Source organism: Bradyrhizobium sediminis (assembly GCF_018736085.1).
Taxonomy (GTDB): domain Bacteria; phylum Pseudomonadota; class Alphaproteobacteria; order Rhizobiales; family Xanthobacteraceae; genus Bradyrhizobium; species Bradyrhizobium sediminis.
In genome coordinates, this window is the sequence record NZ_CP076134.1 from 1,710,474 (window position 1) to 1,731,122 (window position 20,649).

A 20,649-nucleotide genomic window follows, 5' to 3' on the forward strand; every position below is an offset into this window, starting at 1 on the left:
TTCGCGATCCGGTGCTACCGATAAGTGCGGACAGTCTCGGCCGTTCGCCTGCGGCGCTCGGAAATCGGGGAGCTGAAGCTCTGCCCGCGTGGCCGCTGTCTGCCTGTCAAAAAGGAGTAACGCGCAGGCGCTTGTTGATCGATGTCACTGTGGACGACATAATCGGCGCGGATCAAAGCACGGGGCTCGAGCTCGATGCCTAAGGTCTCGATCGGAATCCCGGTGTTCAATGGGCAGGATTTTCTGCCCGCGCTGCTCGACAGCCTATTGGCGCAGACCTTCAGGGATTTCGAGATCCTGATCTGTGATAACGCTTCGAGTGATCGAACCCCGCAGATTTGCTGCGAATATGAGCGGCGCGATGCCCGCATCCACTGTTTTCGCAATAGCCGGAATCTGGGGGCTGTCGCAAACTTTAATCGGGTGTTCGAGCTCTCGACGGCGCCGTTATTCAAATGGGCTGCTCACGATGATCTCTACCATGAGGCCTACCTGGACGCCTGCGTCAGTTTGCTCGAAGCGAATCCAGACATCGTTCTGGCCCACACCGGTACGGCCTTTATTGACGAAAGAAGCGAAATCCTTCCCTTCGAACAGGAGACAGGAAGCTTCATCGATCCAAAGACCGGAAGGCGGTATTGGGCGGACGTCCCCGGCATAGGCGATACCCCTGTTGCCATCAACCGATTTTGGCAAGTGCTCGCGCGGGCCCGGTGGGGGACTCACATGTTTGGCGTTGTCCGTCGTGAAATGCTGCAGCAAACGTCGCTCCTGCCAAATTTCGCCGGCAGCGATCGTGCAATGCTGGCTGAACTGGCTCTGCTTGGCCGCTTTCGGTGCGCAAGCGAGCCACTGTTCTTAAAGCGTTTCCACTCCACCGTTTCCTGGGCTCTTGACCACAAGGAGCTGAAGAATTTTCTCAGTACAGATGGCAAGCGCTATTCACGACGACTGCGTCAGATCAGGGCTTTCTTCGGTGCGCCAGGAGGCAAGCCGATTGGCGTCGTCAGCAAGTTGGTGTGCTTCGTGCTGGTGGCTGCACATAGCGCCAAGGTCGTCGTCCAGCTCGTGGGCCAAGGTGATCCGCGCAGGGCGGCTCGTGGTTATGGGTGGCCGGGGGCGCGCGACCCGGCATCGCGCCAGAGGACACCCGGTTAGATGGCCACAGGACGGCCGCTCGGTGCTCAATTCCAGGCTCGTTTTCTTGCTCGACATGGGTGGCGTGCGTTTGGGGATTTTCACGTGCTGAGTGTTTCAACGTGCGGCCGCGAAACTCGAGGTCTTCGAGAAGCTTGGCCACGACCCCCATGGAAGAAGACCCGAAGGCCACCGCGGCCGCCGTTGCCGCCTTCCTGAAGCCGATCCCCATCCGGCCTGCGCCATTCCCTCCACTGCCGATCCACCGGAGAGCGATCGGCTCGCGGGTAGGCACTAGCTGGTGACGAGCCGGGGGGTGGCCGCCAACCACATGCGCTGATTGCGGAGTACGCTGATTTCTCGAGAATCCGCCCTGAGCTTAAATTGTCGGACGGACCTTTTTCCAAGCCCGCCCGCGCAGGATGTCCCATAGCCAATAAGACACGAATATAGAATGATATCGCAGGTAACGCGGGCCCAGTCGGAGCGGCTCCTTGCTTAACCGGTAAACCCAGGTCAACCCCATCCGTTGCATCCAGAACGGAGCGAACGACCGGCGGCCGCTGAGTAGTGTGAACGCATCGCCCACCGCGAGGAACACGCCCCTCTGATACCGCGCCTGATTGCCGATGATCCACTGCTCCATCCGCACGCCGGGTAACGCCACCCATACGAAATCCGGATCGGCGCGATTGATGGTATCGGCGAACAACGCCTCGTCAGCCTCAGTGAAGGACCGAAACGGCGGGCTCAGCATGCCGACAATTTCGATATCTGGTTGCAGTTGGACGAGGACGCGTCGCAGCTCGACGAGGCATTCCTCGGAATCGCCGAAAAAGAAATGGCGCCAGGGCCGCGGCGTGTTCCGCAATGCGTGTCGCATAAAGTAAGGACCATATACCCGGTCCTTGAGGCCGGCGCCGCGAAAATTGAGCGCCCAAACCACCGGCATCCCATCCGGCAACACGAGGTCGAACCGGGCCAGGACCCGGGCAAATTCAGGGTTGTGCCGGGCCTCGCCAAGGATGTGTGTGTTGGAGGGGCAGACCGCTGTGGCCCGCGGTTCACAAGCAAGCGCCTTGATTCGCTCCAGCGCGGAATCATAAGTGACACAAGCGACCGACGTTCCCAAGACCCCGATGGATTCGAATGATCCGTCGGTTGGATACGCGGTATCAGGTTGCGAGGAGCAGGAGGGACCAGCATCCATCGGATTTCCACTCACAAATGCCATGGCGTGAATACCCTGGTTCCCGCGGTAGAAGCCAAGTCCCGGTACTGGAGCCAGGGACAACAAATGACAGCGAGGCTCACACCGGGATTGTTCTTGAATTCCTCCCAGGAGGAAATCAGCTCGAACTCGTGGAGGCTCGGAGAATTGGCGGGGGTTGCCGCGAAATCATGGATGAGAACGCGGTAGCCGCGCCGCTTGAGCTGCTGCGCCAGAAAAAGTCCAGCCGCTTCCTCGGTAATGTAGGTGTTCGGCTTGTATGTAACGCCCAGGACCGCAACCAAGTCGCCGGGCTTGACCATTTGCTGTACTTTCTCGACCAGCTCTTGCTTGGTTCGCTCATTCACCCGGTCCGAAGCCTCGGCCAGCGGCGCTTCCAGGCCGACCTGCCGAGCCGTATACGCCAGGAGACGGTTGTCGCGCGGGAAACAGGGGCCTCCATAACTTAAGCCGGCGCGCAGGTATTTTTTTCCAATCCGGCTGTCGTTGCCGAGAGCGTCGAGTATGACATGGATATCGGCCTTTGGATGGCGCGCCGCAATCAGCCGTAACTGATTGGTAAAACTGATCTTCATGGTGATGTAACTGTTCAGCGAAATCTTCGTCAGTTCCGCGCTGATGATGGACATGCGGGCGATTCGCGGTGAATTGTGGTTGTATTTCTTGTAGAGTTGTTCGAGGGCCGCGCCGCTTCTTGGATCCGATTCGCCAATCAGCACCAGGTCCGGTTCCAGCAAGCCATTGACCACGTCGCCCAGCGCAATGAACTCGGGATTGTAACAGACGCTGAAATCACGACCGCAAACGCCACCGAGTTCGCGTTCCAACATGGGAATCAAGACCGTATCGATGGCGCCGGGCGTGGTAGTTGAACTGCAGACAAACAGATGATTCTTCTTGCCGGCGTCCTTCATGGCCCTGGCCACCGGCTGCATGGCCCTCAGCAAGAACTCGTTGGAAAAACTTCCGTCCGGTAGACTCGGGGAGGGGGGAATGAAGAAAGTGGCATCAGTCGCGACGGTTTCTCGGGGATCGAGGGTGGCACGAAGCCGTGAATGTCCAGCCCGGATAGTTTCGGCGAGCAGTGGTTCATCCAGCGGTGCCAAACCTTCGTTGATCTTGTCGACTTTCTCCCGATCAATGTCCACTCCCACGACTTCGAAGCCGCGGGCTGCCAGCGTCGCAGCTATGCACGAGCCCAGCTTTCCCAAGCCGCAAACCGAAACTGTTTCGATTGAGTTCATGTGGGGTGCACATGTTCCGCCGTCGCGCTCGCGCCGGCCTGGATTGAGGAGAGGGTGACTTTAGGGCGCGCCTCAACAGAGGCGCGTTCGAGCCAGATTTCGCGCCACCACAAATGGATGCTGCGAGGACAGAACATCCGCTGGCCGCTATAAAGCGCTTTGCAGCTGACGCCTTCCAAGATAACTGCCGGCGTATTCATCCGCCTCAACTTTCCGGTCTTTTCGTCCACGAAGCGCTCGACGCAGGTACTAACGCGGAAGACCTTGCCGCAGAATGGCACGAGCTCGGCGTCGAACGAGAGGCCTCTGTTCGAAAGTTTGACGTCCAGTGTCGCAAGAATTTCTTCATAGGATTTGACCCGCACCAAGTCGCCGGGCCGAAGTCCGAGATCGCGTCTGGGCGTAGGCTGGCCGACTGGGATCGTTCCCCTCAATCGGGGGAACGGAATGCCGCCGGTGATGGCCTGAATTCGATTGTATAACCAGCGAGCCGGGTGCCCCCATCTGTCACTGAAGGCCAGCGTTCCATAGTAGTAGAACAAATACAGGAAGCCGCGAGCTATCTCCGGCAAGGTTCTGTTGCCTGACCTATAGGAATCCACATACTGCCGGGCATCCCACCAACTGAGCGGCTTCGTATAGTTGAGCAGTTCGGTGGCCTGACAGGAGTACTTGGCATCTCCGCCGGCGCCATGGCGCTTTGTGGCGCCCAAGACGTCGCTCTCCGTGCAACGTGGCGGCGAAGCCGCCTCCGCGCTCGGCGAATGGACGCGTTTCGGCACGTACTGGACCTGCGCCGGCCCGTCGACGGGCTTGAGCCAAGCGCCCTTCCAGAATAAGAGGCAGCCGGCCTGACATCCCCCGTAGGCTTGGCCATCGCAGCGGAGGTTGAGATGGTATCCGTCTTGTAGGCGTCGCCCTGCATAATGCCCGCTGACCGTATCGCAGGTCTTGTACGCGCGCCGGTAAACACGAAAACGCTGACCGCAATATTTGAACATCTGCGGCATGAAGGGGAGTTCGTCGAGGCGGCCATTCTTGTCGAGCGTTCTGAGGATGTCTTCCTTGCTCAGGACCTCCACCCAGTCGCCTGCACACGCTTTCATGTTCAACGTCCTATCCAGTCCGGAAAGGTGGCCTGAACCATTGAGTGCGAACCGACAGACGCCGACATAAGGATCGTGTTCCTCTCCCACTGTCGGAAGGGGGAAGCCCACTAAGTCATTGCATATTGAGCCGATCTTGTTGACGAGCCAGCGTTCCAAAAGGGGCGCAATGACTGTTCTTAAGAGGTAATCCCTGGCCGTGCCGGGCGCATCTGCAAGACAACCAAGAGTATGCGGCGCGGCCAGGCAAATCCGCGCGATGGCGTTCGCGGATAACCAGCCAGTGACACGCACGAAAAGAAATGCCGGCGATTGGCGCGCCGCCTTGGCAGGCTCCCGTCAGCAGGCATCCTTGATTTGGTGGACTGGATGGCCATGCTCAAGCGCCCAAACAGCCGCCTGCGTCCGGTTCGCTACCTGGATCTTCCGTAGGATCGATTTCATGTGGACCTTGACCGTCGCCTCGGTAATGTCGCACGAGCGCGCGATCACCTTATTGGCGTGCCCTTGTACGAGACCGTCGAGAACCTGAGCCTCGCGCTCTGAGAGTCTGGGGTGATTCCGCAGGGGCGGCGTCCAATGTGTATCACCCTCGTGGCCGTCAAGATGCGCTACGCTGCAGTCATTTTCTGTAGACCGAGTCTGAGGCATGGGGACTACGTTGACCGATCTGGTCTCGTGTTCGGTGCCACCCGACGGGGTCTCGTCCGTCCCAGCCTCTGGCTGATGTGACTTGTCTTTCGGTGAGGGGCGGATGGCCGGGCTCTTCGTTCTGGCCATGACCACAACGCGGGCGTCTTCAATTGTAACGAAGTCCAGCGTTTTGATCAGCGTCTCGGGAGATGCGAACAATGGAACACAGCCGTCGACTTCCGATGTCAGCAGCTTCTGAAAGTCGGCGGCAGACGCATGCTCGAACAGCAGAACGATCTTGCTATTGGACCACAATTTTCGAATGCTGGCGGCTTCGGCGACCGCATCGTCGGTCGACTCCGCGCCCAGGATTACAAGCTTGGGACCATCACCCACCATTGCTGGGTTGCTGATATCTGCAGTGGACGCGCTACTGCAAACGACGCGATAGCGATAATTCTTTATCAACGACTCGAGTGCTTCGCGTACAAGCAAATGAGGTTCAATGATAATAGTCGCTGTTCTTCTCGCCATGACGATCCCTCGCGGGGTTCCTCTTGGTGGAGCCACATTTGCAGATGATCAAAAAGAACGCTTGATGCCTCTGCCTTGGACTGATCACCTTAAGGAGAACGTGAAAGGAGTAGCATGTCTGTGGTAGCTTCGTTTGCCATGGCGTTGCCGACGCTCTTGACTGAGGTCTCGATTTCCACAAGAGCATACCGTTCGCGATCGCAAGCACCGCACAGGAATTCCGGTGATCCATCGTCTAAGAAGGGGTACCTATCAAGAATCCAGCGTCCCCCGGCAGGTTTTGCCTATATTATGCAACAATAACTTGATGGCATGACGACTTGGCCGAGCTAGTCAACGAGCTGGTAGCGGGATGGCCTCAATCTTTATCTCTGGGAAGTCGCAGCACAGACAAGGACAATGGTGTTCCTTGGCCACCTGTGCCTGGGCACTGGCGCTGTCCGTCATCCTTCATGCATGGTCGATTGATCCTGCTACGGCACAGTCGGCGGCGGCACAGTCGGCGGCGCCGAAAGCATATCGGATTACGGCCGGCGACAAGATCGGCGTGACCGTTTTCGGTCAACCCGACCTATCGGGTGAATCAACTGTTGATCAAAGCGGCAGTATCCGACTGCCGTTGATTGGTGACATCTACGCAATCAATCTTACGCTGACCGAGCTCGAACAGAGCATCGCTCAAGCGCTGGCGCCGGGATATGTCCGTAACCCGACGGTCAGCATAAGAATAGCGGAGTTCAGTCCGATCTATGTACTGGGCTTGGTCCGGACGCCAGGCGTTTATCCATACCGCGAAGGGTTGTCGGTGCTTGGAGCCATAGCGCGCGCGGGCGGCATCGGCGTGTCGGAAATTCAGCAAAGCGGTATGCTCGGAGCCTTGTTGCAGGCGGAAGAGCGCGTTCGCCTGCTGGAAATAGGCCGCGTAATCTTTCTTGCAAAACGAGCGCGGCTAATCGCGCTGCAAAACGGCGATGACCGGATCGATTTTCCGGATATGTCAGGACTCGTTGCCGATCCGGCCCGCATGGCCCAGATCCGTGACGGCGAACAACTTGCGTTCACAGCAGAAAGGCAAGCTGTCCTGCAGGAGACCGAAGCTTTGCAGAAGCAGCTTCCGCGTTTGGAGGCCGAGATTGCTTCACTCAAGCGTCAGGCGGAACTCGAACTGCAACAGCGTAGCCTCAATCACGAACTGGTTGCAGACTACGAGCAGTTGGCCAAGACCGGACTTGCGCGCAAGTCAACGTACATTGAGGTAAGGCGCGAAGAGGCGCGCATAGATGGAAACATCGGGCGTCTGAATTCTGAGTCGCTGAAGGCGGAACTCGCGATTGGCGATCTGCAATTCAAGATCACAGAGCTGCGCAACGGCTATCAGCGTCGCATGTCGACCGAACTGCGGGAGACAGAGCGATCCCTCCTGGAACTGACCGTTACGCTTCCGGCAGCGCATCGCGTTCGCGCGGCTTACGCGCGGCAGGTCGGATGGCTGACTGCGGAACAATTGCAGCAGCCGGCCATAGCCGTGATCCGCGCCAAGGGTACCACGAATGTAAAGTACGACGCGATTGTCGACTTCCTGCTACAGCCAGGAGACGTCGTGCAGATCGGTTCTCTGTTTCCACCCGTGCCTGAATTGTCCCTGGATCGGCTGGACGTATCTGGAGAGAAGGCGGCCTCAGGCGAGACGTCATCCCGGACGGGAAACGCCGCTGCAGCGCAATGGGGCGCCACTGGATCGACTGCGACGGTCAATTGAGCAGACGGCCACTTCAGTCAATCGAACCGTCGGACCACTCGTGATTTTGGGCGGCTCCGGACTCTGGTCTTCGTCACGCGCTTCTCCGGGTTCCGATCATTGTGCCTGACGATCAGGTGGAGCGCTTCGTTCGATAGACCGTATTCGCGCCCTAGTGCGTCGAACGAAACCCCTCGAGCGCGCCGGGTACAAATCGCCCGGTTGAGCTCCAGGAGAATCGCCTCTCGCAGTCGGTCATATGGCAAATTCATGAGAGTCGCCCTTCGCTGGCAATTTTATTGCCGGTGTCACCCAAACCCTTAGTCCCCCTTGGACTCGCATGGCATCCGCGATGACCTCGCGAAAGAACTACGGCCGCAACACCTTGATAGTTGGATGCTACTGACTTCGCCGACATCTCGTCCGAGATATGAAGTCATTCCCGGACCCTGATCGCAGCTTCGGCAAATACCCCCTTGCCGCCCGGCGCAGCGCAATAGGTCCCGCACGCCGCGTCAGGTCCGCTTCAAAACGTGTAGCACGAGCCCGCGCGCATTTCCATAAGCGCAGCGCTCCCGTTGGTCGCGTTGTGGCAAACGGTGGAGGCCTTCAACAATCGGGCTACTCCTTCTTGGCGCTTGAGCACGCAACCGTCCGCCGTAACGTTACACACGGTGGCCGGTATGAACACCGAACGTCGGTGATGGAGGATTCAAGATGTCGAAAGCATTGAAGCCTTGGGCGTTGGTCACAGGAGCGGGCGGCTTCATCGGCCATCATCTGGTGTCGTACCTGAAGACGGCAGGCTATCGCGTGCGCGGCGTCGACATCAAGCGGCCCGAATATGGCGGCACCGACGCCGACGAATTCATGATGCTCGACCTTCGAGAGTTGAAGAATTGTCAGATCTGCACCACCGGGATGAATTTCGTCTATCACCTGGCGGCCGACATGGGCGGAATCGGATATATCACTGCGTCGCACGCCGGGATCGCCCACAACAATTCCCTGATGAATCTGTACATGCTCGAAGCAACGCGCAGTAATGACGTCGAGCGGTTGTTGTTTTCGTCGTCTGCGTGCGTCTATCCACACGGTTTGCAGACCTCCCCGGATGTAACACCGCTGCGCGAGGAGGACGCGTTTCCCGCAGAGCCTGAAGAAGGTTATGGTCTCGAGAAGCTCTATGCGGAAAAACTCTGCCAGTATTATACGGAGGACTACGGCCTCTGCACGCGTGTCGTGCGTTTTCACAACGTATATGGCCCGCTGGGCACCTATGATGGCGGCCGTGAAAAGGCGCCGGCGGCGATGTGCCGCAAGGTCGCATGCGCTCCAAATCCCGGCATGATCGAAGTATGGGGAGATGGCAGGCAGACACGCTCCTTCATGTATATTGATGATTGCGTCGAGGGCATTCATCGCATCATGCGATCGGACTACGCAAAGCCCCTCAACCTCGGTACGGATGAATTGGTTACGGTTGACGAGCTTGCCGAAATCGTGATCGGGGCGTCGGAAAAGAAGATCGCCCTCGTGCACGATCTCTCCAAACCGCAGGGAGTGCGAGGTCGGAATAGTGACAACACGCGGCTGCGGGAAGTGCTGCAGTGGGAACCGCGCATGACTTTGCGCAAGGGGATTGTTCCTACCTACAACTGGATCGCCGCGCAAACGGCAGCCGTAGCCGCGGTCGAAAAGGCCATGCCCGGCGCGGCAGTCGCGGCGGAATAGGTGTTCCGGATAGAAGAGGTTCGTTTCGCCAGCCATCGAACGGGTGATGAGGCATGTCAAACGTCGACGCACGCCGAGCCCGTACGTTGTCGCCGGCCGGTGGCAAGCGGTTCGGAGGTGGAGGCGAGTCGCGCCGCGGGCGGCTTTCGGAGAAGGGGATCAGACGCCGCCGAGTCTTCGCCGCGCTCCTCTTTGCAGGCGACATCGTATCGGGCTCCATGGCAGTCGTTACAGCCGCGGCGATCGTCGCCGTGGCGGCCGGCCAGATAGGTCTGGTCGGTCGGACGCAGGCGCAAATGTGCCTGCTACTGCTTCTGTTACTTGGCATCAACTGTTCGCTCGGCCTCTACCGGGCCAACATCAGAAGCCCGATGGAACGCTTTCGCCTGCGCGCGACAGCAACGTTGCTGTTTGTTTTCGCAGGAATGCTGATGTGGATTCGGGAGGGGCCGTTAGTCGAACTGGGGATCGTGCCGGTGGTTGGCGTGATCGCGCTTGTGCTCGGCGTGTGGACGGAGCACTTGGTCGGCGCCCTGCTCGTCAAGTCCGATCTTGATCGCGCTCCGACCGCTATCCTGGGCACCGGCGCAAGCAGCCGCGCGCTTGCTCGCCTGTTGCTGAGTCGACCGGCCTGTGGACTGCATCCCATAGGATTCATCGACGATGGCGCGTGCTCCGACGATGTTGTGGATGTAATCGTGCCGCGACAGGACGCTGACGGTACAAGCGCGGTCTTGCCTGTGCTCGGTACGCTTGATGGATGGTGTGCCGACGGCAGCGCGGAAGTCGTAATCGTGCCGGATTGTGAATGCCTCCCGCGGGATGCTACTGCGCTGTATCGGCTGGGTGCCCGTCAAGTCCTGGTAATCACGCGGCTGGGCGAATTTCCAACGTTTGGCCTGCAGGTTCGCAATGCGGACTGCTTCGTGGCCTTGGAACTGAACGGGCAGCCTACTGACTACAGCAGGGAGCTGAAGCGCGCCATCGATCTGGTCCTCGCGCTGGCGCTCCTGCTTCTCACCGCGCCAATTATCGGGCTGCTCGCACTCGCGATTAAACTCGCCGATCCGGGCCCCGCTTTCTATGGCCAGTGGCGCGTTGGCTGTTGCGGCAGGCCAATCCGAGTTCTGAAGATGCGCACCATGTATAGGGATGCTGAGCAGCGGCTCGAGCGAGTGCTCGTGAGCGATCCCGATTTGCGCAAGCAATGGCTGCGGTATTTCAAGCTGGTGCAGGATCCGCGCATCCTGCCGCATGTCGGCAGCCTGATGCGCCGTACCAGCCTTGATGAACTGCCTCAGCTCTGGAATGTCATTCGCGGCGATATGAGTCTGGTGGGGCCGCGACCGTTTCCCGCCTACCATATGGACGCCTTCGACCCGCAATTTAGGGCGCTGAGGGCAACCGTCCCGCCAGGACTGACCGGCTTGTGGCAAATCTCCTCGCGCAGCAACGGCGACCTCGACGTGCAGCGCGCAGAGGACTGTCTCTACATCAAGAACCGCTCTCTCTGGCTCGACCTGTATATTCTGATAGCGACGCTGCCGGCCGTAATTCGCGCGATGGGCGCAAAGTAATTGCGAACCGGCGCTAACGCTTTGGAATGTCGTGCCTGCTTCGGAAGAGCGGCGTCGCCATTGCTGGCTTGGTCGCGTGCGCTGGACCGTGGAGGGTTGCGTTGCAATCGGGTGACTGCGCAAAGGATGGGGTACTCCGTATGCGTCGCGAACAAGTGTCGTGGAAGCGCGTATCATTGATCAACAAATATTCTGGTCGCCAGTGGCAGCCGGAAAGCGGCTCTCGGAGTGACAAACCATGGATATGCCAGTCGGTTCCGATCAGATCATCACGCCAACCACTGCGATGGTGTCATCCCGGAACGCAATCCCGCAGCGGCGGCGCGTTCTCGTGACGGGCGGGGCAGGCTTCATAGGCTCTCATTTGTGCGAACGTCTGCTGGAAACCGGCTGCGAGCTGCTCTGCGTCGATAACTTCTTCACCGGGACCAGGCGCAATATTGAACACTTGCTTGACGATCCGCGGTTCGAGATCTTGCGGCACGACATAACCTTCCCCCTTTATGTCGAAGTCGACGAGATCTACAATCTCGCCTGTCCGGCGTCGCCGATTCACTATCAATGGGACCCCGTGCAGACGACCAAGACGAGCGTGCTGGGCGCCATCAACATGCTTGGTCTGGCCAAGCGGCTACGTGGCAAGATCCTTCAGGCGTCCACGTCTGAGGTCTACGGCGATCCTGAGGTTCACCCGCAGCAGGAATCCTACTGGGGTCATGTCAATCCCATTGGGCCGCGGTCCTGCTATGATGAGGGCAAGCGTTGCGCCGAAACGCTGTTTTTCGACTATGGTAGGCAGCACCATCTGAAAATCAAGGTACTGCGGATTTTCAATACTTACGGGCCGCGCATGCAGCCGAATGACGGCCGCGTCGTGTCGAATTTCATCGTCCAGGCCCTCAACAATCAGCCCCTAACTATCTATGGAGACGGTCTGCAGACGCGTTCGTTCTGCTTTGTCGATGATCTGGTCAGTGGAATGATCGGTCTGATGAATTCTCCGGACAGGATTACCGGACCGATCAATTGCGGAAATCCGAATGAGTTCACGATTCGTGACCTGGCCGAGATGGTGATCGCCATGACCGGTTCTCGCTCACGGATCGTCCATCGCCCTCTGCCGCAGGACGATCCAAGGCAGCGCCGTCCGGACATTAGCCAGGCACAAGAGTTGCTGAACTGGCGGCCGAAGGTGATGCTCACGGAGGGTCTACAGCGGACAATAGCGTACTTCGAAAAATCGCATTCGAAGGAGAGAAGCGTCGTTCGAGAGAGCCGATCGATCGCGCGCTCGCGATCCTCACCGAAGTCCAAAATGCGCGAATTGGCGCGAAACCGTGATGCCGCTTCTCAAGCAGCTGTACCAGTGTCTTCGGCCTCATATGGAGTGGGCGCAGATCGACGCTGACATGGGCGGCGGAGTACGGGCTCTTTCGACGTCTCCATAGGTGAGGAGCGACGCCCAATCGGGTGATCTTTCATCGCCGTCAGTTAATGACGTCGAGACTCTGCCGCCGGTGAACAAAGCCACCGGAACGCCGCTTGGTCGCCGGCTATTTGCCGAGTCGTGTCGTGCCAGGAGTCCTCCGGCCCTTGCGGACCAGTCGTTCAATGCGGGCCGCTCCGACGTGATATGCATTGTGATTAGCCGGATGTGTTGGTGCTGGCGCCTCAATCTGCTTGATTTCGCCGATTGCCTTTATGGGGTCTGCAAATCGCTTGCTCACATCGGAGATTAATGGCGGACGGCTGCCGTTTTCCGGTTGTGTCTGGGATCCATTGTTTATCCCCCAAATCGCCGCCTGCGTCCGGTTCTGAACTCGGATCTTGCGAAGGATCGCCTTGACGTGGACCTTCACGGTCGCCTCGGCGATATCGATTTTGCGCGCTATGCATTTGTTGGGGTCGCCTTCGATGATGCAGCGCAGAATCAATTTTTCCCTCGGGGAAAGCTGGGGCGCGATCGGATCTTCCGTCGCAACGAGGATTGGCTCACCATTTTGGTCGTTTGCGGCGGGCTCGACCAGGTGGGGGCCATTGGGATCGAGAATGAATGACAGGAATGCCGGCGGGAAGATTGTTTCCCCCATCATTACCAGCTCCACGGATTTGATGAATCTGTCGCAGGTGATGACATTGACGAAGTATCCGTTGGCGCCTGCGCGAAATGCCGAAACCAACTCGTTCAGCCGATAGTGATCGGCGACGACCGCAATGCGTCCGTCCGGGTTCCGGTTTCTGAAGAGTTCGATTTGTTCGAGTGCAGGGTCAAAATCGTCGCCGGTGTGGACAATGAGAAACAGCGGCGGGTGTAGGTTGGATCTGTTCGGGTGCAAATCATCGGCGCATGATACAGAAGCTAGGATGCGAAAATTTGCTGAGCGTAGAATTTTGGCAAGTCCTTCCCTGAGCAAAATGCTTTTCCCAACGAGGACGGCCGCAAGAACATGTTGCCTCCGCATGGTGGTACTCCCAGCCTGCCTGAACGTCATCCGGAGCCATTAGCCTGCGGCCCTCTTATTTCGCGATTGATCGTCGCGTTGATGATGTTTGCTTTGGTGCAAAATCTTCGTCTCAATAGTTGTTCGTCGGTGGGGTCTCCGCTTTCATGGGAAGATATCTCCCAGTTAAATTTCGAATAAATTTTAGATTCGAATTCCCGATATCCCTATATATCTTTCGTTATAGGATGCCGTTCATAATGGTAGGTAGTTACGGCGGTGCTCTGATTGGCGTAAGCGGCATTCTCTGATTGAGTGGAGTGTAGAAAGACGACCTGGTGTTGTGCTTTCGTTGGGCTCCAAGCAGGCCGCGGCACTACACCGCGTTTCGGGGAGACAAGGCTTTCAGCAGCAAATCACGCATCTATCTGTCTCTTGCTACCCAATTCGAGATGTTTCGCCGCTAAGGCTCTTGGCGAAGATTGAAAGTCGGCAAGCGTACCGACTTAGGACTCACAGTTATTTTACTATTGCTGCCAATCTATCTGTTTGCGATGCAGCAACCCGTGTTGCGTGTCCTTGAAAAGAATGCCTGCGCGGGGGATCCTTTTGGGAAGATGCTTGGGAGCGTAGGTTATACGTAAGGGGGCAGGCCTAGGACCGCCCATGCGCTGCACTCGTTTGGTGATCGCGGACCGCGATCCCGTCGTTCTGCAGGGTTTAACGTCCCTGTTCGCGGCTCAGTTTGACTTCAAGATCGTGGCGTCTTGCAGTGATGGCGCGAGCTGCATCAAAGCGATGCGGGATTTGGCACCCGACGTCGCGATTCTCGACTGGCGCGGAGGCCCGAACCGTCAATGGCGGCGTTCGGAGCGACCAAAGTTGCTCAAATGCCCCTCGCGCGCCGCCTGCGCTCGCGCGGACCTGGCGAGGGCACGCATCTTCCCTGGCAGCGCCGTGCGGGACGGCAGGCGTTCGAGTTTTTGGCTGCCGCAGGCAGGACAGACGGGCGTGTCAGAAAAGCCGATCAGCAACTCCACGTCCTTGTCGCATTTTCCGCAGTGATAACTATAGAGCGGCATGGCCTCGTGTTCCGTTCACGCTGGAGATCGTCAACGGCGACAGGAGTGCAGGAACCGGACCAGTTCGAGGCGCAGCCCGATCGTGCATGGATTCAGGTACTTTCCACCAGCGGGCGCATTGTTCTGAAGAATACAGAATGTCGGAACATCGACATTCCGAATCATCCGATGCTTCAAAATCGGATTGTCCTTCATCCAATCGGGCAGCTTCCGCGATAAAAAGTCGATTTCGGTCGCTTGGCCCGGATCGTGCAAACCCTCAACTCCAGATCCGACATTTGCACGTTGCGAACCCGCGCGACGCAGCCATGACTATCGATATGCGCGCCTACCCGACCGGTGATCCGAAACTGGGATCGGCCTTGGAGAATACTGTGCTCTGTCCGTTTCCCAGCGCGCCCTCCCGGATCGAGCGGCCGTCAGTCGAGCAAAAGACCATGGTGCTAACCGGTGCCTCGCGCGGCATCGGCCATGCAACGGTGAAACTGTTTTCGGAAGCCGGCTGGAGGATCATCACATGTTCGCGGCAACCTTTCGACAGCGGGCTCTGCCCCTGGGATGCCGGATCAGATGACCACATTCAAATAGACCTCGGCGATCACCGTTCCATGCCGCGCGCGCTGGCGGACATCAGGGCGCGGCTCGGCGGCATGCCGCTGCATGCGCTCGTCAACAATGCCGGATTCTCTCCGAAGGATTGCGACGGGGGCCGTCTTACGTCGCTGACGACACCGGTCGACATGTGGATGAACGTTTTCCACGTCAATTTTCTGGCGCCGATTCTTCTCGCGCGTGGCTTGTTCGACGAGTTGAAAGACGGCTCCGGCACAGTCGTCAACGTAACGTCCATCGTCGGCTCGCGCGTGCATCCGTTTGCGGGTACGGCATACGCAACGTCGAAAGCCGCTCTCGCCTGTCTTACCCGGGAGATGGCGCATGACTTTGCGCCCCACGGCATCCGGGTGAACGCGATAGCGCCGGGCGAGATCAAGACCGATATTCTGTCGCCGGAGACGGAAGCCCGGCTTGCTCCCGTCATTCCCATGGGCCGGATCGGCTCGCCGGACGAGGTGGCCAAGGTGATCTTCTTTCTATGCTCGGAAGCGGCAAGCTACGTGACCGGCGAGGAAATCAAGATCAACGGCGGTCAACACGTCTAGCGGTTCCGGTTCGGAGAAAAAGGAGCGAGCCGGTGCCGATAGTTTAATCGTCACGCATTGTTCCAGATTGATGCGGGCGCCGCCATGACGGCCGGAACGGCCGGATTCGTCAACAATTGCAGGGGCGGCCATGGTGCTGAGGCGGATGGAAGGCGGACAAATCCACGCTCGTTTGTTCGGCAGGATTGCGGTGAACTTGGGCACGACAATTCAATGAAGATGGGACAGGATATCAGGAATCCTTCAGAAAAGTCGGCGGGGAAAGTCCAGGACGTTGGAGAGACCGCCATGGCGCATGCTGATACATCTTTTGCCGAAAGCCTGGAAACACGGCCCAGCCCGCCGGTGATTCCGCTCAGTGAGATAGCGCTGACCGGAATCTACGAGATCTCCAAAATCCTGAACGCGCCGAACAGGCTCGAGACGACTCTTTCGAACGTCCTCAACGTTCTGTCGTCGTTCCTGCAGATGCGGCACGGCGTCATTTCGCTGCTCGCGGACGACGATGTCCCGGACGTCACGGTCGGTGTTGGCTGGAATGAGGGAACCGACGAACGCTACCGCGCGCGCCTGCCGGAAACGGCGATCGGGCAGATCGTAGCGACCGCGGTTCCGCTGGTTGCGGAGGATGTCGCCACGCATCCGTTGTTCAAGACCGATGCGGCCGCGCTGGGAGCGGACGGGGATGTCAGGGTATCGTTCATCGGAGTGCCGATCCGGATCGGCGCGAAGGTCGTCGGCACATTGACCATCGATCGCGTCTGGGACGGTCGATCGGTATTTCGGCTCGACACCGATGTGCGCTTCCTGACGATGATTGCCAATCTGATTGGACAGACGGTGCAGCTCTACCGCGTGGTCTCGCGCGACCGAGACCGGCTGATGGCCGAGAGTTACCGTTTGCAGAAGGAGCTGTCAGAGCTGAAGCCGGCGCGGGAGCGCCGGAAGGTTCACATCAAGGGCATCGTCGGAGACAGTCCGGCTCTGCGTTCGCTGCTCGAGCAGATCACGATCGTGGCGAAATCCAATTCTACCGTGCTGTTGCGCGGCGAATCCGGCACCGGCAAGGAACTGATCGCCAAGGCCATTCACGAGCTGTCGCCGCGCGCGAAAGGCCCGTTCATCAAGATCAATTGCGCCGCATTGCCGGAATCGGTCCTGGAGTCCGAGCTGTTCGGTCATGAAAAGGGAGCGTTTACCGGCGCGCTCAATGCGCGCAAGGGGCGCTTCGAACTCGCCGACAAGGGTACGCTTTTCCTCGACGAAATCGGGGAGATCTCGCCCGCTTTCCAGGCCAAGCTTCTGCGCGTGCTTCAGGAACAGGAATTCGAGCGGGTTGGCGGCAATCACACCATCAAGGTCGACGTGCGCGTGGTCACGGCTACCAACAGGAATCTCGAGGAAGCGGTCGCCCGCAAGGAATTCCGCGCCGACCTTTATTATCGCATCAGCGTGGTGCCGATCCTGATGCCGCCGCTGCGCGAGCGGCGCAGCGACATCCCGCAGCTTGCCGGCGAATTCCTGAGGCGCTTTAACGGCGAGAACGGCCGGACCCTGACCTTCGACGCGACGGCGATGGAAGTGCTGATGGGCTGCGGCTTTCCAGGCAATGTCCGCGAACTTGAGAATTGCGTCCAGCGGACCGCGACATTGGCGCATGGTCCTTCGATCGTGATGGAGGATTTCGCCTGCCGCCGAAACGAATGCCTGTCCGCCATGTTGTGGAAAGGCCATTCGGAAGTAGCGCCGCAGCGGTTGCGGCCCGCGATCCCGCTTCCGGTGTTGCCGGTCGCCACTGCGGCCAGCGCCGCGAGCAGCTCGACATCGTCAAGTCAGCCCGCGACGGCCTTCGTTGCAAGGCCTGCGGGTTCGACGGAAGCGAATTGGGAACAGATGTCCGAAAGGGATCGTTTCATTGCGGCGATGGAGAAGTCCGGCTGGGTCCAGGCCAAGGCCGCCCGCATTCTCGGATTGACGCCGCGCCAGATCGGCTATGCTTTGAAGAAGCATGGCATTGAGGTCAAGCACCTCTAGCTAGCGCCTTCGTCGCGATAGATCGATACGGGATTCCGGATCCCCGGCTTGTCGCATTTTCTTGATGCGAACGACTACCCACACCGGATCGAATCCGGGGCAGGCTTTCGCTTGAAATGCTCTAACCCTGACTGTCGTAGTTGCGACAGCCTGTCGTGGGCGCGACAGGGCGCTGATCGGCGCCAACCGCAAATATCGGTTGCAAATCAAGGACCTGACTTCTGGCACGCTGCTTGAAAGGGAGATGCCGTCCGGCATCGACGCGCCTTCGGAGTCACGAGATGGCCTACAAAATCATCGCCTCGCAATGCACGGTATGCGGCGCTTGCGAATTCGAGTGTCCCAACGCCGCCATCCGTCTCAAGAACGATATGTACATTATCGATCCGAAGAAATGCACCGAATGCGTCGGGCATTTCGACACGCCGCAATGCGCGGTGGTTTGTCCGGTCGAAAATACCTGCGTGCCCGCGTAAGGAGTGGCCGCGATGGCAAACCACAGCAGCAACGCCAGGGTATCGAGCGGGGTCATTGCGTGGTTTGGACGAGTTCTGATGGCGCTGGTCGCTGGTGAGGAGTTGCGCGTGCGCCGGGTGATTGCGGGCGTAGTGACACGGACGCGCCGAGGTCACGTCCTGGATTTGAATGCGAATTGGCATGCCGGGCACGATCCGGCAGCCAATCCGCGGGTGGAGTGACGAATGGCAGCCGTGCAGGAAACCGTCGAGCGGGTTCGCAGCGTCGACGTCGAGCAATACAAATACGGGTTCGTCACCGAGATCGAGTCCGATAAGGCCCCCAAGGGGCTATCGGAAGATATCGTCCGCTTCATCTCGGCGAAAAAGAACGAACCGGCCTGGATGCTGGAGTGGCGGCTCGGAGCCTACCGGCGCTGGCTGACCATGACCGAGCCGAAATGGGCCCGCGTCGACTATCCCAAGATCGATTACCAGGATCTCTACTACTACTCGGCGCCGAAGCCGAAGAAGACGATCGGCTCTCTCGACGAGCTCGATCCGGAAATCCTGAAGACCTACGAGAAGCTCGGTATTCCCTTGCGCGAAGTCGAGATGCTCGAAGGCGTAGTGCGCAAGGAGGGCGAGAGCGCCTCCGGCGAACGCCGTATCGCGGTCGACGCGGTATTCGATTCAGTGTCGGTTGCCACCACCTTCCAGAAGGAATTGAAGCAGGCCGGCGTGATCTTCATGCCGATCTCGGAGGCGATCCGCGAGTATCCCGAGCTGGTACAGAAATATCTCGGCACGGTGGTGCCGACCTCGGACAACTATTTCGCCACGCTGAACTCGGCGGTGTTCTCCGACGGCTCGTTCGTCTATGTGCCGCCGGGCGTGCGCTGCCCGATGGAGCTGTCGACGTATTTTCGCATCAACGAGCGCAACACCGGCCAGTTCGAGCGCACCCTGATCATCGCCGACAAGGGCGCTTATGTCAGCTACCTCGAAGGCTGCACCGCGCCGCAGCGCGACGAGAACCAGTTGCACGCCGCCGTGGTCGAGCTGGTGACGCTCGACGACGCCGAGATCAAATATTCGACGGTGCAGAACTGGTACCCCGGCAATTCCGAAGGGGTCGGCGGCATCTACAATTTCGTCACCAAGCGGGGCGACTGCCGCGGCAACAATTCGAAGATCTCCTGGACCCAGGTCGAGACCGGCTCGGCCATCACCTGGAAATATCCGAGCTGCCTCCTGCGCGGCGATAATTCCCGTGGTGAATTCTATTCGATCGCGATTTCGAACGGCCACCAGCAGATCGATTCCGGCACCAAGATGATCCATCTCGGCAAGAACACGACCAGCCGGATCATCAGCAAGGGCATCGCCGCCGGTGTGTCGCAGAATACCTATCGCGGCCTCGTCACCGCCCATCGCAAGGCCACCGGCGCGCGCAATTTTACGGCGTGCGATTCCTTGTTGATCGGCGACAAATGCGGTGCGCACACCGTGCCCTATATCGAGGCCAAGAATTCTTCCGCGCTATTCGAGCACGAAGCCACCACGTCGAAGATATCCGAGGATGTGCTGTTTTACTGCGTGCAGCGCGGGCTGTCGCAGGAAGAGGCCGTCGGCCTCGTCGTCAACGGCTTCGTCAGAGACGTGCTGCAGCAGCTGCCGATGGAATTCGCGGTGGAAGCACAGAAGCTGATCTCGATCTCGCTGGAAGGATCGGTCGGATGATGGTGCCGGTTCAAACAGGCAACGGAGGCATTTCGCGATGACGCCACTGCTCGAAATCCGCAATCTTCAGGCCAAAATCGGCGGCCGGAAGATTCTCAACGGTCTGGACCTCACGGTGAACGCCGGCGAGATCCACGCCATCATGGGACCGAACGGGGCGGGCAAGTCGACGCTGTCCTATGTGCTCGCCGGCAAGCCCGGCTACGAGATCACCGGCGGCGAAATCCTGTTCAAGGGCGAGAACCTGCTGGAGATGTCGCCGGACGAGCGCGCTGCCAAGGGCGTGTTCCTGGCGTTCCAGTATCCGCTGGAAATCCCCGGCGTTGCCACCGTCACGTTTCTGCGCACCGCGCTCAACGCCCAGCGCCGCAAGCGCGGCGAAGAAGAGCTGTCGTCGCCGGACCTGCTCAAGCGCGTCCGCGAGATCGCCAGGAAGCTCGGCATCGATGCCGAGATGCTGCGTCGGCCGCTCAATGTCGGGTTTTCCGGGGGCGAGAAGAAGCGCAACGAGACGCTGCAGATGGCGCTGCTGGAGCCGCTGCTCTGCGTGCTCGACGAGACCGACTCCGGTCTCGACATCGACGCCTTGAAAATCGTCGCCAACGGCGTCAACCAGTTGCGATCGAGCGAACGTGGCATGATCGTGATCACGCATTACCAGCGGCTATTGGACTATATCGTGCCCGATGTCGTTCACGTGCTCTCTGCCGGACGGATCGTGAGGACCGGCGGCAAGGAGCTCGCGCTCGAGCTCGAAGCGACAGGGTATGCGCAGTATCAGGGCGAGGCGGCGTGACGGT

Annotated in this window: 17 protein-coding genes; 11 read left to right on the forward strand and 6 right to left on the reverse strand. The window is 59.0% G+C overall.

All coding sequences use genetic code 11. From position 1 onward, the window contains the following. The first annotated feature begins 195 nt into the window (after positions 1-195). Complete coding sequence (locus KMZ29_RS08130; RefSeq protein ID WP_215623226.1) at positions 196-1,158, forward strand: glycosyltransferase family 2 protein; 963 nt, start codon at positions 196-198, stop codon at positions 1,156-1,158. A gap of 358 nt (positions 1,159-1,516) precedes the next feature. Here the strand turns inward: KMZ29_RS08130 and KMZ29_RS08135 are convergent, their stop codons facing one another. From KMZ29_RS08135 to KMZ29_RS26655, 4 genes are all read right to left on the reverse strand, one after another. Then, positions 1,517-2,371, reverse strand: a complete 855-nt coding sequence (locus KMZ29_RS08135) for a WecB/TagA/CpsF family glycosyltransferase (RefSeq protein ID WP_215623227.1) — start codon at positions 2,369-2,371, stop codon at positions 1,517-1,519. After that, a complete protein-coding gene (locus tag KMZ29_RS08140) occupies positions 2,359-3,612 on the reverse strand; it encodes a nucleotide sugar dehydrogenase (protein WP_215623228.1) in 1,254 nt (417 codons plus the stop codon). The genes KMZ29_RS08135 and KMZ29_RS08140 overlap by 13 nt, the downstream gene beginning before the upstream one ends. Next, a complete protein-coding gene (locus tag KMZ29_RS08145) occupies positions 3,609-4,718 on the reverse strand; it encodes a hypothetical protein (RefSeq protein WP_215624187.1) in 1,110 nt (369 codons plus the stop codon). Before KMZ29_RS08145 ends, KMZ29_RS08140 begins: the two co-directional genes overlap by 4 nt. Positions 4,719-5,057: 339 nt before the next feature. Then, on the reverse strand, positions 5,058-5,885 hold the full coding sequence (locus tag KMZ29_RS26655; protein ID WP_249779857.1) for a helix-turn-helix domain-containing protein: 828 nt from the start codon (positions 5,883-5,885) through the stop codon (positions 5,058-5,060). A gap of 409 nt (positions 5,886-6,294) precedes the next feature. On the opposite strand from KMZ29_RS26655, the gene KMZ29_RS08155 reads away from it, so the two are divergent. From KMZ29_RS08155 to KMZ29_RS08170, 4 genes are all read left to right on the forward strand, one after another. Beyond that, a complete protein-coding gene (locus KMZ29_RS08155; RefSeq protein ID WP_215623229.1) occupies positions 6,295-7,644 on the forward strand; it encodes a polysaccharide biosynthesis/export family protein in 1,350 nt (449 codons plus the stop codon). 696 nt (positions 7,645-8,340) lie between these two features. Further along, positions 8,341-9,357, forward strand: coding sequence for an NAD-dependent epimerase/dehydratase family protein (locus KMZ29_RS08160; protein ID WP_215623230.1), 1,017 nt, complete (start codon positions 8,341-8,343; stop codon positions 9,355-9,357). 53 nt (positions 9,358-9,410) lie between these two features. After that, positions 9,411-10,934: a sugar transferase gene (locus KMZ29_RS08165; protein ID WP_215623231.1), complete on the forward strand. Its 1,524-nt coding sequence runs from the start codon at positions 9,411-9,413 to the stop codon at positions 10,932-10,934. A 286-nt stretch (positions 10,935-11,220) separates the two neighbouring features. Then, positions 11,221-12,342 carry a UDP-glucuronic acid decarboxylase family protein gene (locus KMZ29_RS08170; RefSeq protein ID WP_215624189.1) on the forward strand — a complete coding sequence of 374 codons (1,122 nt, stop codon included), beginning with the start codon at positions 11,221-11,223 and terminating at the stop codon, positions 12,340-12,342. A gap of 145 nt (positions 12,343-12,487) precedes the next feature. On the opposite strand, the gene KMZ29_RS08175 is transcribed toward KMZ29_RS08170, so the two are convergent. Continuing rightward, a complete protein-coding gene (locus KMZ29_RS08175; protein WP_215623232.1) occupies positions 12,488-13,396 on the reverse strand; it encodes a LuxR C-terminal-related transcriptional regulator in 909 nt (302 codons plus the stop codon). Positions 13,397-14,229: 833 nt separating this feature from the next. Then, on the reverse strand, positions 14,230-14,457 hold the full coding sequence (locus KMZ29_RS08180) for an FmdB family zinc ribbon protein (protein ID WP_215623233.1): 228 nt from the start codon (positions 14,455-14,457) through the stop codon (positions 14,230-14,232). Between the two features lie 320 nt (positions 14,458-14,777). Here KMZ29_RS08180 and KMZ29_RS08185 point away from each other — a divergent pair, with 320 nt between their 5' ends. The 6 genes from KMZ29_RS08185 to sufC all read left to right on the forward strand — a co-directional run bounded on the left by KMZ29_RS08185 (position 14,778) and on the right by sufC (position 20,645). Further along, positions 14,778-15,617 (forward strand): SDR family NAD(P)-dependent oxidoreductase, encoded by an 840-nt coding sequence (locus KMZ29_RS08185; protein ID WP_215624190.1) that lies wholly within the window; start codon positions 14,778-14,780, stop codon positions 15,615-15,617. 288 nt (positions 15,618-15,905) lie between these two features. After that, positions 15,906-17,651 carry a nif-specific transcriptional activator NifA gene (gene nifA, locus KMZ29_RS08190; RefSeq protein ID WP_215623234.1) on the forward strand — a complete coding sequence of 582 codons (1,746 nt, stop codon included), beginning with the start codon at positions 15,906-15,908 and terminating at the stop codon, positions 17,649-17,651. A gap of 281 nt (positions 17,652-17,932) precedes the next feature. Continuing rightward, a complete protein-coding gene (locus KMZ29_RS08195) occupies positions 17,933-18,127 on the forward strand; it encodes a 4Fe-4S binding protein (protein ID WP_212423320.1) in 195 nt (64 codons plus the stop codon). Between the two features lie 12 nt (positions 18,128-18,139). Beyond that, a complete protein-coding gene (locus KMZ29_RS08200; RefSeq protein WP_215623235.1) occupies positions 18,140-18,349 on the forward strand; it encodes a hypothetical protein in 210 nt (69 codons plus the stop codon). Between the two features lie 3 nt (positions 18,350-18,352). Further along, a complete protein-coding gene (sufB, locus tag KMZ29_RS08205) occupies positions 18,353-19,849 on the forward strand; it encodes a Fe-S cluster assembly protein SufB (protein WP_215623236.1) in 1,497 nt (498 codons plus the stop codon). 37 nt (positions 19,850-19,886) lie between these two features. Further along, a complete protein-coding gene (gene sufC, locus KMZ29_RS08210) occupies positions 19,887-20,645 on the forward strand; it encodes a Fe-S cluster assembly ATPase SufC (protein WP_215623237.1) in 759 nt (252 codons plus the stop codon). Positions 20,646-20,649: the final 4 nt, after the last annotated feature.

Bases quoted from the DNA above. Each gene is read 5' to 3' on its own strand.
- KMZ29_RS26655 (WP_249779857.1), bottom strand. From the start codon at position 5,885: ATGGCGAGAAGAACAGCGACTATTATCATTGAACCTCATTTGCTTGTA.
- KMZ29_RS08160 (WP_215623230.1), top strand. From the start codon at position 8,341: ATGTCGAAAGCATTGAAGCCTTGGGCGTTGGTCACAGGAGCGGGCGGC.
- sufB (WP_215623236.1), top strand. From the start codon at position 18,353: ATGGCAGCCGTGCAGGAAACCGTCGAGCGGGTTCGCAGCGTCGACGTC.
- KMZ29_RS08180 (WP_215623233.1), bottom strand. From the start codon at position 14,457: ATGCCGCTCTATAGTTATCACTGCGGAAAATGCGACAAGGACGTGGAG.
- KMZ29_RS08145 (WP_215624187.1), bottom strand. From the start codon at position 4,718: ATGAAAGCGTGTGCAGGCGACTGGGTGGAGGTCCTGAGCAAGGAAGAC.
- KMZ29_RS08130 (WP_215623226.1), top strand. From the start codon at position 196: ATGCCTAAGGTCTCGATCGGAATCCCGGTGTTCAATGGGCAGGATTTT.
- KMZ29_RS08185 (WP_215624190.1), top strand. From the start codon at position 14,778: ATGCGCGCCTACCCGACCGGTGATCCGAAACTGGGATCGGCCTTGGAG.
- KMZ29_RS08140 (WP_215623228.1), bottom strand. From the start codon at position 3,612: ATGAACTCAATCGAAACAGTTTCGGTTTGCGGCTTGGGAAAGCTGGGC.
- KMZ29_RS08165 (WP_215623231.1), top strand. From the start codon at position 9,411: ATGTCAAACGTCGACGCACGCCGAGCCCGTACGTTGTCGCCGGCCGGT.
- KMZ29_RS08200 (WP_215623235.1), top strand. From the start codon at position 18,140: ATGGCAAACCACAGCAGCAACGCCAGGGTATCGAGCGGGGTCATTGCG.
- KMZ29_RS08175 (WP_215623232.1), bottom strand. From the start codon at position 13,396: ATGCGGAGGCAACATGTTCTTGCGGCCGTCCTCGTTGGGAAAAGCATT.
- nifA (WP_215623234.1), top strand. From the start codon at position 15,906: ATGGCGCATGCTGATACATCTTTTGCCGAAAGCCTGGAAACACGGCCC.
- KMZ29_RS08135 (WP_215623227.1), bottom strand. From the start codon at position 2,371: ATGGCATTTGTGAGTGGAAATCCGATGGATGCTGGTCCCTCCTGCTCC.
- KMZ29_RS08170 (WP_215624189.1), top strand. From the start codon at position 11,221: ATGGTGTCATCCCGGAACGCAATCCCGCAGCGGCGGCGCGTTCTCGTG.
- sufC (WP_215623237.1), top strand. From the start codon at position 19,887: ATGACGCCACTGCTCGAAATCCGCAATCTTCAGGCCAAAATCGGCGGC.
- KMZ29_RS08195 (WP_212423320.1), top strand. From the start codon at position 17,933: ATGGCCTACAAAATCATCGCCTCGCAATGCACGGTATGCGGCGCTTGC.